Annotated in this window: 12 protein-coding genes and 1 pseudogene; 7 read left to right on the forward strand and 6 right to left on the reverse strand. The window is 42.8% G+C overall.

What is annotated here, in order from left to right; translation table 11 throughout:
* Positions 1-355: 355 nt before the first annotated feature.
* Positions 356-1,156, forward strand: coding sequence for a tRNA (guanosine(46)-N7)-methyltransferase TrmB (trmB, locus tag HMPREF9969_RS06540; RefSeq protein ID WP_009435048.1), 801 nt, complete (start codon positions 356-358; stop codon positions 1,154-1,156).
* A 184-nt stretch (positions 1,157-1,340) separates the two neighbouring features.
* Here trmB and HMPREF9969_RS06545 read toward each other — a convergent pair whose 3' ends face one another.
* From HMPREF9969_RS06545 to HMPREF9969_RS06565, 5 genes are all read right to left on the reverse strand, one after another.
* The gene (locus HMPREF9969_RS06545; RefSeq protein WP_036895305.1) at positions 1,341-2,444 is read right to left on the reverse strand and encodes a bifunctional methionine sulfoxide reductase B/A protein; all 1,104 of its coding nucleotides are present in this window, start codon (positions 2,442-2,444) and stop codon (positions 1,341-1,343) included.
* A 111-nt stretch (positions 2,445-2,555) separates the two neighbouring features.
* Complete coding sequence (gene trxB, locus HMPREF9969_RS06550; protein ID WP_036895307.1) at positions 2,556-3,488, reverse strand: thioredoxin-disulfide reductase; 933 nt, start codon at positions 3,486-3,488, stop codon at positions 2,556-2,558.
* A gap of 115 nt (positions 3,489-3,603) precedes the next feature.
* Positions 3,604-4,224 carry a deoxynucleoside kinase gene (locus HMPREF9969_RS06555; RefSeq protein ID WP_036895333.1) on the reverse strand — a complete coding sequence of 207 codons (621 nt, stop codon included), beginning with the start codon at positions 4,222-4,224 and terminating at the stop codon, positions 3,604-3,606.
* 176 nt (positions 4,225-4,400) lie between these two features.
* A complete protein-coding gene (locus HMPREF9969_RS06560; protein ID WP_009435037.1) occupies positions 4,401-5,015 on the reverse strand; it encodes a deoxynucleoside kinase in 615 nt (204 codons plus the stop codon).
* Positions 5,016-5,129: 114 nt separating this feature from the next.
* Complete coding sequence (locus tag HMPREF9969_RS06565) at positions 5,130-6,593, reverse strand: alkaline phosphatase family protein (RefSeq protein WP_009435021.1); 1,464 nt, start codon at positions 6,591-6,593, stop codon at positions 5,130-5,132.
* 102 nt (positions 6,594-6,695) lie between these two features.
* On the opposite strand from HMPREF9969_RS06565, the gene HMPREF9969_RS06570 reads away from it, so the two are divergent.
* Positions 6,696-7,349: a helix-turn-helix transcriptional regulator gene (locus tag HMPREF9969_RS06570; protein ID WP_009435041.1), complete on the forward strand. Its 654-nt coding sequence runs from the start codon at positions 6,696-6,698 to the stop codon at positions 7,347-7,349.
* A 6-nt stretch (positions 7,350-7,355) separates the two neighbouring features.
* Here the strand turns inward: HMPREF9969_RS06570 and HMPREF9969_RS06575 are convergent, their stop codons facing one another.
* Positions 7,356-8,267, reverse strand: coding sequence for a DMT family transporter (locus HMPREF9969_RS06575; RefSeq protein WP_009435015.1), 912 nt, complete (start codon positions 8,265-8,267; stop codon positions 7,356-7,358).
* 476 nt (positions 8,268-8,743) lie between these two features.
* Between HMPREF9969_RS06575 and HMPREF9969_RS06580 the strand changes: the two genes are divergently transcribed.
* The 5 genes and pseudogenes from HMPREF9969_RS06580 to HMPREF9969_RS06600 form a co-directional block, all read left to right on the forward strand.
* Positions 8,744-9,973 (forward strand): site-specific integrase, encoded by a 1,230-nt coding sequence (locus tag HMPREF9969_RS06580; protein ID WP_008449768.1) that lies wholly within the window; start codon positions 8,744-8,746, stop codon positions 9,971-9,973.
* Positions 9,974-10,037: 64 nt separating this feature from the next.
* Positions 10,038-11,375, forward strand: coding sequence for a site-specific integrase (locus HMPREF9969_RS06585; protein WP_009435007.1), 1,338 nt, complete (start codon positions 10,038-10,040; stop codon positions 11,373-11,375).
* Between the two features lie 432 nt (positions 11,376-11,807).
* Positions 11,808-12,155 (forward strand): helix-turn-helix domain-containing protein, encoded by a 348-nt coding sequence (locus HMPREF9969_RS06590; RefSeq protein ID WP_036895335.1) that lies wholly within the window; start codon positions 11,808-11,810, stop codon positions 12,153-12,155.
* Positions 12,146-12,526 carry a MerR family transcriptional regulator gene (locus tag HMPREF9969_RS06595; protein WP_007136073.1) on the forward strand — a complete coding sequence of 127 codons (381 nt, stop codon included), beginning with the start codon at positions 12,146-12,148 and terminating at the stop codon, positions 12,524-12,526. Before HMPREF9969_RS06590 ends, HMPREF9969_RS06595 begins: the two co-directional genes overlap by 10 nt.
* A pseudogene (locus tag HMPREF9969_RS06600) lies at positions 12,523-13,274 on the forward strand (bifunctional DNA primase/helicase); the annotation flags it as partial. The gene HMPREF9969_RS06595 and the pseudogene HMPREF9969_RS06600, both read left to right, overlap by 4 nt.

Here is a 13,274-nt window from a genome sequence, read left to right on the forward strand (position 1 = left end):
CTTTTGAACAGCAAAGGTACAAAAAATATTAGGAATGTGCCCCACTTATATTGATAAAGAAAATTACTTCAATCAAAGAGACGCCCTTTTGCAGTTGATGGGAGGCTCTCTTCATGGCAAAGAAACGCCCTTCTCCATTGAAGAAAGGCGTTTCCTTGATTACACTAAGTGGATTTTATCAAAAGTGAGAGAGCCTAACTTGCACTCTTGAGAAGGATAGGCACCACAAGTTCTAAGGGTTAGAGCGGAAAGAAATGGGACTGTTGAAGATAAGAGAAAGTAGAATGATAGCTATGGAAAGAAGAATTTATTGGAACAGAGATGACATTCTTTATTTTTGTTGTAACTTTGCAGCATGAGTAAAGGTAAACTACAGAAATTTGCAGAGATGGAGACGTTTAAGAACGTCTTTCAGTATTCCTTCAGTGTGATGAGTGAGGTTCCTTTTGAGATGAAGGGGCATTGGAGGGAGCAATACTTCCATAATGACAACCCCATAGTGCTTGAGTTAGGATGCGGAAAGGGCGAATATACTGTCGGACTAGCACGTGTTTATCCTAACATCAACTTCATTGGTGTTGACATCAAAGGCGCTCGCATCTATACAGGAGCTAAACAGGCACTAGAGGAGGGACTATCGAATGTGGCGTTCCTACGCACAAGTATCGAGATTATTGATCGTTTTTTCGATACGAACGAGGTGCAAGAAATATGGTTAACCTTCTCTGATCCACAGATGAAGAACTATCATAAGCGTTTGACATCGACGTTCTTTATGAATCGTTATCGCCACTTCTTGATAGATGGAGGTATCGTTCACTTGAAGACAGACTCGAATTTCTTGTTTACTTACACTACTTATATGGTAAACGTGAATAGCCTTCCTGTACTCTTCCGAACGGAAGATTTATATGGAAACGAGTTGAGCGAAGACTCTAAAACAGCTGAGAATGAGATGGATGAGAAGACTCGTGAGATTCTAGGTATTCATACTTACTATGAGAATCAATGGATTGAAAGAGGCTTGAACATTAAGTATATGAAGTTCCAACTACCATCAGTAGGTGAATTGCAAGAGCCTGAGGTGGAGATAGAACTTGATGATTATCGTTCTTATAAACGCCCTAAGCGTAGTGGATTGGCTACGAGTAAGTAAGATGTTAGGACACTAATGGCTCTTATCCAACTGCTTCCTCTTGCACTGAAAAGCGAGGAGAGGTTAGTAATAAAGCGGTAAGAGGAGGAAAAAAGAGCAAAGAAATAGGGACAGGCGAGTACGTCTGTCCCTATTTTTAAGCTATGTCACTATGTGATATGACGACCACTAAGGATAAAAACTGTCACTTCTTCATCTTTGCTTTACGGGCATACTCAAACAGAGCTTGCGGCAGATGGCAATAGCCAGTGGGGTGTTTATCAAGATAATCTTGGTGATATTCCTCCGCTTTATAGAAGTTCTTGAGGGGTTCTAACTCAACAGCTAGTTTACCATTTACGTGCTTCTGCTGTTCATCAAACACCTTTTTAATAACTTCCTTGTCCTTTGGATCAACATAATAAACGCCTGTTCGATACTGAGTACCACGGTCGTTGCCCTGCTTGTTGATGCTTGTTGGATCAATAGACTTAAAGTATAAGTTTAATAGGAACGGCAAACTAATAACCTTGGGGTCGTAAGTTATATGCACAGCTTCGGCAAATTGGGTTGCATCAGTGCATACATCCTCATACGTGGGGTTCTTTGTTATACCATTGGCATAGCCTACCTCTGTTGCAACTACGCCTTCAATCTGCTTGAGGTAATGTTCTGTTCCCCAGAAACAACCACCTGCTAAGTATATTTCTTTCATCGGTCTTAATAGTTTGATGTACTCCCCATAGCCTTTCGCCTTCATCTCTTCGATTGGAACAAAGCGCAGGGAAGCGCTGTTAATGCAATATCTTTTGCCACCTGTTGACGCTGGACCATCATCAAAAATATGCCCTAAATGAGCATTGCCAGTCTTACTTTTCACCTCAATACGGGTCATCCCGTGTGAGTGGTCGGTATGTTTTGTGATGAGCTTATCGCTTATTGGCTTTGAAAAAGCAGGCCATCCACAACCTGAATCATACTTATCTGTGGAGGAGAAGAGCGGTTCGCCCGTTGTAACATCAACGTATATGCCCTCTCGGAACTCGTGGTCATACTCATTGGTAAAGGGTCGCTCGGTGGCAGCATGCTGTGTGACGGCATATTGCTCGGCGGTTAGTGTGCGGCGCAAGGTGGCATCGTCGGGTTTAGCATACTTCTTTTGGGGAAGGAGAGTAGAGTCGGATTGTACCATAGGAGTCTTTGTTTTATTCGTACATGATGATGAGCCTGTCACAAGAAAACCACAAGTTGCAGCGTTGACAAGCAATGGAAATAACAGAGTAGATAGAGTAGAAAGAAATTTACACATGGTTGGGATGAAATTAAGTGAATATATGGAAACTTGATAAAAAGCTGGGTGTATTAGATTGCCAACAATCAGTTAGCTTATCTGCTACACCCTTATTGATATATGAATACTTTATTGTTTCTGCAAGAAACGATCCACCTCAATAGCAGCCATTGCACCTGTAGCAGCGGCAACAACGCCCTGGCGGTAGGTAGGATCAGCCACATCACCAGCCGCATAGACGCCTTCAACGCTAGTTGCAGTAGACTTCGGCTGAGTGAGAATGAAGCCATGATCATCTAAGTCAAGCTGTCCCTTGAATAGTTCTGTATTAGGAGTATGACCGATAGCAAGGAAGAATCCATCAATAGCAACATCAAACTTCTCTTCGTTCTCTTCGCCTTTGAAACGTACAAGATGTGCCCCTTCAACACCATTCTCACCATAGAGTCCAAGGGTATTTGTATTGTAGAGGATCTCAATATTGTCCTTTTCTGTAACACGCTTACGCATGATCTCCGCTGCACGAAGGTATGGTTTGCGAACGATCATATAGACCTTCTTTGCCAGACCAGACAAATACATAGCCTCCTCACAAGCTGTGTCACCACCGCCAACAACGGCTACTACACGCTTACGATAGAAGAAACCGTCGCATGTGGCACATGCGCTTACACCTTGACCACGGTACTTTTCTTCATCAGGTAGCCCTAAGTACTTCGCACTAGCACCTGTTGCAATAATCAAAGTGTCAGCTTCTATCACGTTGCCACGCTCATCCTCAATATGAAAAGGACGACTACTAAGGTCAGCTTTAACGATAGATCCGTCTCGAACATCAGCCCCATAAGTCTCTGCCTGTTGGCGCATTTCCATCATCAACTGGTTTGCGTCGATCCCATCATGGAACCCCGGGAAGTTCTCAACGATAGTTGTTGTAGTCAACTGACCGCCTGGTTGCATACCAGAATATAGAACTGGTTGTAGATTAGCACGGCCTGCATAGATAGCAGCAGTATAACCAGCTGGACCGCTACCGATTATCAGTGTCTTTACTTTTTCCATTCTCTTTATTATTTTGAAAGGAGTCTTCTGCATTGGAGTAAAGGCTTACGAAGACTCAAGTTAATACTTTGTAATAATTACAACATCAAATAGTATGCCAAAAGCAAACGCCTGTTTATTCCATAGGAAACAAGCCAAAAAGTCGGTCATCAATCATATCTGTGACACGTTTGAAGTCCTGTTGGCTGCCAAGAAAGTCCGTTGTGTCACCATCAACAATCATCAGATGACCCTTATAAGTCCTTATCCAATCCTCGTAACGTTGGTTAAGTCCACGCAAGTAATCAATTCGCATGGTTTGTTCATAGTCCCTTCCGCGTTGCTGAATATGGTCAATCAAGCGTGGAATAGAACACCTTATATATATAAGAAGATCGGGTAACTTGACCAGAGATAACATCAACTCGAATAAGTCAGTATAGTTCTTGAAGTCTCGTTCAGACATCAGTCCCATGTCGAAAAGATTAGGAGCAAAGATGCAAGCATCCTCGAATATGGTTCGATCTTGTATGATTGTGTCATTCGATCGGGATATATCTACGACGTCGCGAAACCTCTTGTTGAGGAAATACACTTGTAGATTGAATGACCAACGAGCCATATCTGCATAGTAATCTTCCAAGTATGGATTGTTATCAACAGGCTCGAAATGGGCTTTCCAGCCGTAACGTTTAGCGAGCATCTTGGTTAGTGTGGTCTTACCAGCACCTATGTTTCCAGCAATTGCGATGTGCATAATGAATGTATAAACCCTTGGCAAGGCTCCACATACATGGAGTTTCATGCTTTAAAGAGCGTTTTTATTGTTTCAGTTAATTGATTAATTGTCCACTTAAAATCGTCTTTCTTGTAAACGGATAATACTCTTTAAGAAAGAAGAAGATTACCACCTTATATAATAAGAGAGCTTTATCAGAACAGACCAAATAGTTCTCTATCGATCTTATCAGTAATCAGTCCGAAGTCTTTCGGCTTGTGTTGATAGTCGAGATGATCGACATCAATGGTTAGAACTCGCCCTTTATACTTATTAGAAATGAAGTCCTCATACCTTTTATTAAGGTTCTCCAAATAATCTAAAGGCATTTTCTGCTCATACTCACGACCCCTCTTTTCGATATTCGAAACCAAGTGGCTGACCGAAGAACGCAGATAAATCATAAGGTCGGGGAGCCTAACTGCATCCGTCATGTCCTCGAATAGCTCCATATAAGTCTCATAGTCGCGGTCGTCAAGATTCCCCATTGCATAGTTATTCTGCGTGAATACATATACACCCTCGTATATCGAGCGGTCTTGAACGACTGCCTCTTCACTGCGACTAATCTCTAATAAGTCTCTAAAACGCTCTTTCAAGAAGAACACCTCCATAGCGAATGACCACCGTTTGATGTTCTTGTAGTAATCTTCTAAGTACGGGTTGTAATCGACGGACTCGAATCTTGGCTTCCAACCATAGCGTTTGGCGAGCATTGTCGTTAGTGTTGTCTTACCACTCCCGATGTTTCCTGCAATTGCGATGTGCATAACTTGCTATCCACATACTCATCAGCTATATTCTTACTCCTTATTATATAGGAGCCTGACAAGCATGCGGATGTAATTAATTTGTTTATATTGTCATTAAAAGAAGATGGTCAGTTAGTACCTAGCAGTACCCACACAACCATTCGGCATTTGTATATGTAACATGGCACAAATCGTCGGTGCAATGTCCACGATATGTGCTTCTACATTTGAAGATCCATGCTTTACGTTCCAACCATAGAGTAGGAAAGGAATATGTGTATCGTATGGGAAGGGTTGACCATGTTGTGTTCCACGGAACTGAGGAGAGCCTGAGCCACCGAAAAACTGCGGTCTTGTCACCACTCCAATCTCACCTGAACGACCACGGAAGTAGCCATTCTCCATGCGTTCCTTTATCCATTCTGGCATGGTGACATTGGTTACCTTTTCTTCATCAAATACGTATAAGAACTGCGGATCTTGCTTTAGAAAATCGATAGAAGCGTCTATCACGTCCTGTTTCTTTAGACCAGCTGCATTGATTGTAGAGTCATTTAAGAACAGTTGATAGTTATCTTCTCCCATCACAGGAGCTATGCCGAACTTCTGTTGCAAGTGATCATTTAGACCTTTAACAGTCTCCTTGTAGTCCCAAGCACCAGCTGGTATGCGATGTTCCCGCATATAGTTGTAGTTATGAGCAGCACCATGGTCAGCAGATAAGAAAAGCAAATAGTTGCCCTTACCAACCTCCTTGTCAAGCATGTTAAGGAACTCTGCTAGATCCTTGTCAAGCTGCATATATACTGCATGATTCTCCTCTCCACGTGTTGAGAATCTATGTCCGATAATGTCAGTTGGCGATATACTCACTGCAAGCATATCGGTCTCCTTCCCCTTACCTAACTGCTCATTTTTCACTGCAGCAGCCGCCATCTTGAAGGTCATCGTTACACCTTCTGGGGTGCTTTTAATGTCGAAGTTAGGTGCAGTATGGTTCTCTTTATTGAAGTCCTCCACCCACTTTGGTAAGCTATTCATATAGAATGTAGATGTGACGAAGTGCCCTGCAGAGGTATCCCACCAGTATGCTCCGTCAGCCGCATGACCTGCTGGAAGGATTGATGCACGGTCTTTCAATGCAACACCAATTACCTTGGAGCGAAAGTCAGTAGCAATTTGTAACTCATCACCGATGGTAGATGCCAACATACGATGCGGACTCATCTGCCCCTCTTTACTATCAGAACCAACGCTCTTCACCGATGGATCAGCACAACAATAGACACTCTTATCATTCTGATAGAAGTAGTTTCCAGCGATACCAGTGATAGCTGGGACTGAACCAGTATATATAGAACTATGTCCAATTGCCGTCACTGTAGGGGCATAATTGATGTGAGTATTCTCAAAAGAGAAGCCCTCATTGAGTAGACGTCGTAGACCACCTGTGCCATACTCATTATAGTAATAGTAAAGGTAATCCCACCTCATTTGATCGACAACAAGGCCTACTACCAATTTAGGTCGTTGAATTTGTGCGTTTGTAGAAACCGCTAAGAGCAGTCCAACAACTAGTATAAAGAGTTTCTTCATATTAGGTTATATGTTTTAATGATAGTGCAAACTTACAATAAATTTCTCGATTAATCAACTTTTTTATATACTTTTGCAAGGGTGTTTTGATAATGAATTCACATGGAGAAAACAAACAATATCATTGTTGCGGATAATCAAGCTATAACGCATGCAGGAATACTTTACATTCTTTCTGACATGGGTTTCGCATCGACAATATCAGTTAGAACAAAGACAGAACTTATGCTTCAGTTGAAGCAAAAACCATATTCTATTGTTATACTGGACTATACGTTGTTTGATTTCGATAGTGAGTCTGACCTGCAAAACATCGTTCAACGCTATCCAAAAACATATTTTATCTTATGGAGCGAGGACTTGAGTGTGAATTTCATACGCACTTTAATAAACAATGACAATCGAATAAGTATATTGTTGAAGGACGCTAAACTCTCGGAGATAAAACAATGTATTGAATATAATCTACAGGGTAATCGATACCTCTGCCAACACGCTGCTAACATACTGCTGGCACCTATTTCAACACAAGAGAAGGAGAGTGTCAAACTTACAAAGACGGAGATTGAAGTCTTGAAAGATATTGCTCTAGGAATGACAACACGGGAGATTGCTGAAAAGCGTATCTCTTCGTTCCATACAGTCAACACTCATCGGAAGAATATCTTTCGCAAGATTGGTGTCAACAATGTGCACGAAGCCACCCGTTATGCTATGCGTACAGGGCTAGTGGATGCGGCAGAGTATTATATTTAAAACCTACTAACTCTTATTGATAATGTAGATTCCTGCTGCTGCTAAAAAGCCTGCCATAATATATTTCAAATAGAAAGTTTCATTAAGACATAGGCATGAGGTGACAGCCCCAACAACGGGTATTAACGAGTTATAAATAGCTACTTTCCCCACTGGATTGCATGTTAGAAGTTTGTTATAAAGCGTGAATCCCAGTGTACTAATAGCTATAAGAAGTAAGAGATAAAGCCCTCCTAATGTGGAGACATTCGGCAAAGTCGCTCCCATGAACAAGCCTGGTATGATCAGCAAAGTGCCGCCGATTGCCAAACTATAGCCTGTCCCAACAAACACATCCACCCTTTTTCCTAATCCACGTATCATCAATGAGGCTGAAGCACCACACAGGGCGTTGAGGATAATCATGCCATCTCCCAACAAAGTGAACCTCCCGCTGTCAGCACCTCCTAAGTTTAACGATAAGATACCAGCAAAACCTAGGACACAACCTATTATCTTCTTCAGGGTCATGTGGTCACTTTTAAAGAAGAGACAAGCGAAGATTACAACAGAGAAAACGCTCAATGAGTTTAAAATAGCAGCCCTTGAGCCTTCACTATGGGATAATCCAAAGTAAAAGAAAGCGTAATGTAAGGTTGTATTCAATAAACAGAAGACTAGTAGATACCACCAGTCTGCGGGCTTTCTAACCGCAAAGTTGCGCTTCTTCCCACCTGCTATTGCCAAGATGATAAGCCCTGACAAACAAAAACGAATGCCTGCAAAGAGCATCTTCGAACCTGTCATTTTGGGAGAAATAGCGAACTCTTGCATGCCTAACTTTATTAAGGGATAGGCCCAACCCCACGCTATTGCAGCTGTTAATGCAAATATTGTTACCCAAACGGGACGCTGAAATATACTCGTTGTATTTGTCATCTCTTACCTTAAACTTTGTCTATTCAATGCTATGTGAAACTCTTTTCGCCTACAAAGGTACATCGTTTTTTTCAAAGATTAAGCTTTTCACCATTTAAAGAGGGCGTTTCTTTGTTGTAAAGAGAGCCTTTCTTCACCTTCAAAAGAGCCTCTCTTTCATGCCAAGAGAGGCTCTCTTGAAGTCCAACTAATCAAAGAAAATGAAGTAAAATCGAAGTTGGTGTAAACTGACTGATAATAAGCAGGAAACGGAACAATTTGCATAAAACTGCCTCTTTCAAAAAGGGCAGCAATATGCAGATTTAGGCAGAAGTTCAGTTACCAGAACGTTACCCGATTCTAGCATAGGTAACGATGGAGTAATATTCGGTAACTGAATTATTTTCGCTCGTGTGGCTGTTGCTTCGGTCGGCAGTTTTCTGCGTAAGTGAGGAACGCTTTAATTCGGGTAACTTTGCCCACAGAAATTAAAGCGTATGAAACAAGGAAAAATGAAGGTGTTGCTCTACCTCAAAAAGAGCGGTCTTGACAAGTCGGGCAAAGCCCCGATTATGGGGCGGATAACCATCGACCGTTCCATTGCCCAGTTCAGTTGCAAACTCTCCTGCAATCCCGATTTGTGGAATCCCCGTGAGAGCCGAATGGACGGAAAGAGCCGTGAGGCGGTGGAAGTGAACAGCAGGTTGGAAAACCTGTTGCTGTCCGTTCAGTCTGCTTATCAGTCCCTGCTCTCCAAAGGATGCCCGTTTGACGCAACCGATGTGAAGGAGCAGTTTCAGGGCAGCGTGCAGACACGGTGCATGCTCATCGAAAGGCTGGACATACTCATCAAGGAAAAAGAAAACCATGTAGGTATAGACATCAAGGAAGGAGCCATACACGGCTACCACTCCACCCGGATACATTTACAGAAGTTTATTCAACGGAAGTACAAGGTTTCGGACTTGGCATTCTCGCAACTTACAGAGGATTTTATCCATGAGTTCCAGCAGTATTTCTTAGGTGAGTGTGGTTTTCAGGAAAGCACGTTCTATAATGTAGCCACGCATTTGAAGACGGTATGCAGATTGGCATACCGTGAGGGATTGGCAGACACGCTCCTTTTTGACAAGGTTAAGATATCAAAGGGCAACAAGAAACTCCCCAAGGCACTCGACAAGGAAGCGTTGGAAAAGCTGAAGGCTCTCTGCTTTGAGGATTTGGAGGAAGAAATGGAAACGGCAAGGGACATATTCCTCTTTGCCTGCTATGTTGGTGCAGCCTATTGCGACCTGATGGAACTGAGCAAGTCCCACCTTGTCCGTGATGATGAAGGCAAAATGTGGCTGAAATTCAACCGCCACAAGACAGGCGTACCCTGCCGTATCAAGTTATTGCCCGAAGCCATTAGGCTGATAGAGAGGTTTCACTGCGATGAAAGGGAAACACTGCTTCCCTATATCAAGTACAAGAGCTATCAGACCTGTCTGAAAGCCCTGCGGCTTCGTGCAGGCATATCGTTTCCATTTACCACTCATACCGCAAGGCACACCTTTGCAACACTCATCACGCTTGAACAGGGTGTGCCTATTGAAACGGTAAGCAAGATGCTGGGACATTCCAACATAAGCATGACGGAACGCTATGCCAAAGTAACTCCACTGAAACTTTTTGAGGAGTTCGACCTTTTCCTCTCTTTTACAGGTGATATGCAGCTGACTATCTAACGATAAAGTCTCATCATCTTATTTTTTTTCATCCAATCAATCAAAACATTAAAGCATCAAGACAATGAGAAGTACATTCAAGATAATGTTCTATATCAACAGACAGAAAATTAAGGCAGATGGCAATACCGCCATTCTATGCCGTATCACCATAGACGGAAAAAGCACAACCATTACCACGGGCGAAGAATGCAATCCCTCCGAGTGGAACACCAAGCAGGGCTTGACGACAGACAGGAAAACCAATCAAAGACTCCATGAGTTCAGGGAAATTGTGGAAAAGACCTATCAGGATATACTGACAAGGGACGGAGTGGTAAGTGCTGAACTTATCAAGAACCACCTGCAAGGCATAACAGAGAATCCGTCAACCCTCCTTGCCATGAGCAGGGCGGAGCTGCAAGCACTCAAGGAAAGCGTTGGAAAGTCAAGGGCGGAGGGAACTTATCTGAATCTGTCCCATTCTGACAAGAACCTCCGTGAGTTTGTGGAAGATAAAGGATTGCAGGACATATCCATTTCCACCATTACGGAGGACTTGTTTGAGGAATATCGCTTCTTTCTCAAAAAGCGCGGATTAAAGGGAACGACCATCAACAACTATCTCTGCTGGCTGAGCAGGCTGATGTTCCGTGCGGTCAGCAAGAGGATTATTCGCTGCAATCCTTTTGAGCATGCCAAGTATGAGAAAGAAGAAAAGAAGATACGCTTCCTGCAAAAGAGTGAAGTTGCTAAACTTGCGACAATGAAAATGAATGACAGCGAGGCGGAATTGGCAAGGCTGATGTTCGTCTTTTCCTGTCTTACGGGACTGGCAATCGCTGATATGGAAACTCTGCAATATGGGCATATCCAAACGGCAGCGGGCGGGAGGAAGTATATCCGAAAGGAACGTCAAAAGACAAAGGTGGAGTTCGTTGTGCCGCTGCATCCAATAGCGGAGGCCATTATCCGCCATTGTTGGGAAGAACAGGAGGGAAACGAAGAACTGCAGACGGTGAAAGAAAAAGGCGACAGCCTTGTCTTCCCCCGTAGTTGCAGCCGTAGCGTAATGGGCAAGAACCTGTGCATTGTGGGCAAGGCTTGCGGTATCAGAGAACGGTTGTCCTATCATATGGCAAGGCACACTTTCGGTACAATGAGTTTAAGTGCAGGAATACCCATTGAGAGCATTGCCAAGATGATGGGGCACGCCTCCATATCAAGCACGCAGATTTACGCGCAGGTGACGGACAGGAAGATTTCGGAGGATATGGACAGGCTCATTGCCAAGCAATCTGCAAAAGAGAAAGAAATTGCGGAGAGAGAGGTTTGTGAACCAAACTCTCGTATCTCGTTGTATATAAACTTTCTATATGTTTTGACAAATCATCAGTGTAGCATTTTTGTAGCAGTATTCTGACTGCTTAATGACTACCATTCTGACTACCTATTGAAAGCTCAACCGCTCTCTTTTCTTGGGTACAAAGGTATATAAAATTGTACTGACCTCCAAATCTTTGTACCATAAATATTTAGAGATTTTACTGCTACACATTCCAGTGCAAGGTGCAAGCCCTTATATATAAAGGGGCTTGCACCTTGCACTGGAGGACTTGTGTATGATTGTCTGATATCGGTTGACCTTTTATAGCTTTATCACTAATAAAAGGTGAATTATGTTATTATTTATTTCTATATAAGTTTACTATATTTATCTTATGAGTGATATAGAAACCCTTTGCATCCGCCACCAAACAAAAAAATGCATCTGGTGCATGACGACTTGCAGAGGGTACATAAACTTGCGTGTGACGGGTTGCTCGTGCCAAGATGTTTCTATAACTTTATGTTTATGAAAGAGTTACTGGAATTTCTTCGAAATGAGAGATTGAACAAACATCTAAAACAGGCGTATCTAGCTGAGAGGTTGGGAGTTGATGAAAGCACAATATCCCGATGGGAGTCTGGTCAGATTACAATGGATTTTCTCCAAATAGTAAACTATGCGACTGTTTTGGAGATAAATGTTTACGAGATGTTTGCATATCTCGCAAGCAATGGACAAGATCTTCCCATACCTATTGCAGAAGTACACGTTGAGGTGTATACAAAAGAAGCCTACAACTCTCTTATGCAATACCTTGCGAATTCTGGGATGGATATAACAATTAAAAGCACCAAGTTGAAAAGATGGAAATAATCGCAGTAGAAAGCCAAGCCTATCAAGAACTGATAGACAAGCTCAATCGTATTGAGCAGTATGTTGAGCGCACCTCCCGTCTTATTCAAGATATTGACGACGAGCTGGAGATGACCACGAAAGACCTTATCGGGACTCTGAATGTTTCAGAGTCCACCCTTTACCGCTGGCGCAAGAAGCAGTTGGTACGGTATCGCTACACGGAGGGTGGCGATGTACGCTACTTCTTCAAGTCTATCGTGATAGCCACGAAGTGTAACCGACTCCGCGTATCAGGTATGAGAAACGATGAAGTTCTTGGGCGGCTCAACCGTTTCAAGGACAATCTCATCATGAGTTCATGTCTTAACCCTAAAAACCGACAATTATGATAGAAAAGGAACAGATTCTTTTGCTTACACAAGGAGGTTTGAATGTGTTTTCACATTTCCTTGGCTTTGAGGTGAACCTTCATCGCAACTTCCGAAGTCCTTTCTATGACGACAGGCGAGCTTCCTGCCATATCTACTACGACAGGAAAACTTCTTCTTACAAATTCTATGATCATGGAGATACCACCTATTCTGGGGATTGCTTCTGGTTTGTGGCAACCCTCCGTAATTTGAACCTGAAAACAAGTTTTCCCGAAGTATTGGAAACGATTGTACAAGAACTTGGATTGTACTCTTTATGTAATGGTGAAAAGCATAGCAGCCATATCACGTCAGCATATAAAGAAACTATTGTTCCCACTCCTAAGGCTGATATAACCAAGTGTACGGAAGAACGTCCATATGGTTTCGAGATACAGCCATTTGACGATGGTCTGCTGAACTATTGGGCACATTATGGCATCCATGAGGATACACTCCGTCGCTTTCGTGTACGGAGTCTTAAGCGCTATGAAAGTGTATCTGCTGAAGGCAGGAAGTTTGAACTTTATGGATCACCTACGGAACCTATGTTTGCCTATATCGGAAATGGCTATGTAAAGATATACCGACCTCACAGTCCAAAAATCCGCTTTCTTTATGGTGGACTGATGCCTGCCACGTATTGCTTCGGAATGGAGCAGATTCCTGCCAAAGGAGATATGCTTTTCATTACAGGTGGAGAAAAGGATGTACTCTCATTGTATGC

It is taken from the genome of Prevotella sp. oral taxon 306 str. F0472, from assembly GCF_000257925.1.
Classification (GTDB): Bacteria; Bacteroidota; Bacteroidia; order Bacteroidales; family Bacteroidaceae; genus Prevotella; species Prevotella vespertina.

What these genes read in the sequence shown, in the direction of transcription:
- HMPREF9969_RS06595 (WP_007136073.1), top strand. Translation starts at nt 12,146, where the DNA reads ATGGAAATAATCGCAGTAGAAAGCCAAGCCTATCAAGAACTGATAGAC.
- trmB (WP_009435048.1), top strand. Translation starts at nt 356, where the DNA reads ATGAGTAAAGGTAAACTACAGAAATTTGCAGAGATGGAGACGTTTAAG.
- trxB (WP_036895307.1), bottom strand. Translation starts at nt 3,488, where the DNA reads ATGGAAAAAGTAAAGACACTGATAATCGGTAGCGGTCCAGCTGGTTAT.
- HMPREF9969_RS06585 (WP_009435007.1), top strand. Translation starts at nt 10,038, where the DNA reads ATGAGAAGTACATTCAAGATAATGTTCTATATCAACAGACAGAAAATT.
- HMPREF9969_RS06570 (WP_009435041.1), top strand. Translation starts at nt 6,696, where the DNA reads ATGGAGAAAACAAACAATATCATTGTTGCGGATAATCAAGCTATAACG.
- HMPREF9969_RS06560 (WP_009435037.1), bottom strand. Translation starts at nt 5,015, where the DNA reads ATGCACATCGCAATTGCAGGAAACATCGGGAGTGGTAAGACAACACTA.
- HMPREF9969_RS06565 (WP_009435021.1), bottom strand. Translation starts at nt 6,593, where the DNA reads ATGAAGAAACTCTTTATACTAGTTGTTGGACTGCTCTTAGCGGTTTCT.
- HMPREF9969_RS06590 (WP_036895335.1), top strand. Translation starts at nt 11,808, where the DNA reads ATGAAAGAGTTACTGGAATTTCTTCGAAATGAGAGATTGAACAAACAT.
- HMPREF9969_RS06555 (WP_036895333.1), bottom strand. Translation starts at nt 4,224, where the DNA reads ATGCACATCGCAATTGCTGGAAACATAGGTGCTGGTAAGACCACACTA.
- HMPREF9969_RS06575 (WP_009435015.1), bottom strand. Translation starts at nt 8,267, where the DNA reads ATGACAAATACAACGAGTATATTTCAGCGTCCCGTTTGGGTAACAATA.
- HMPREF9969_RS06580 (WP_008449768.1), top strand. Translation starts at nt 8,744, where the DNA reads ATGAAACAAGGAAAAATGAAGGTGTTGCTCTACCTCAAAAAGAGCGGT.
- HMPREF9969_RS06545 (WP_036895305.1), bottom strand. Translation starts at nt 2,444, where the DNA reads ATGTGTAAATTTCTTTCTACTCTATCTACTCTGTTATTTCCATTGCTT.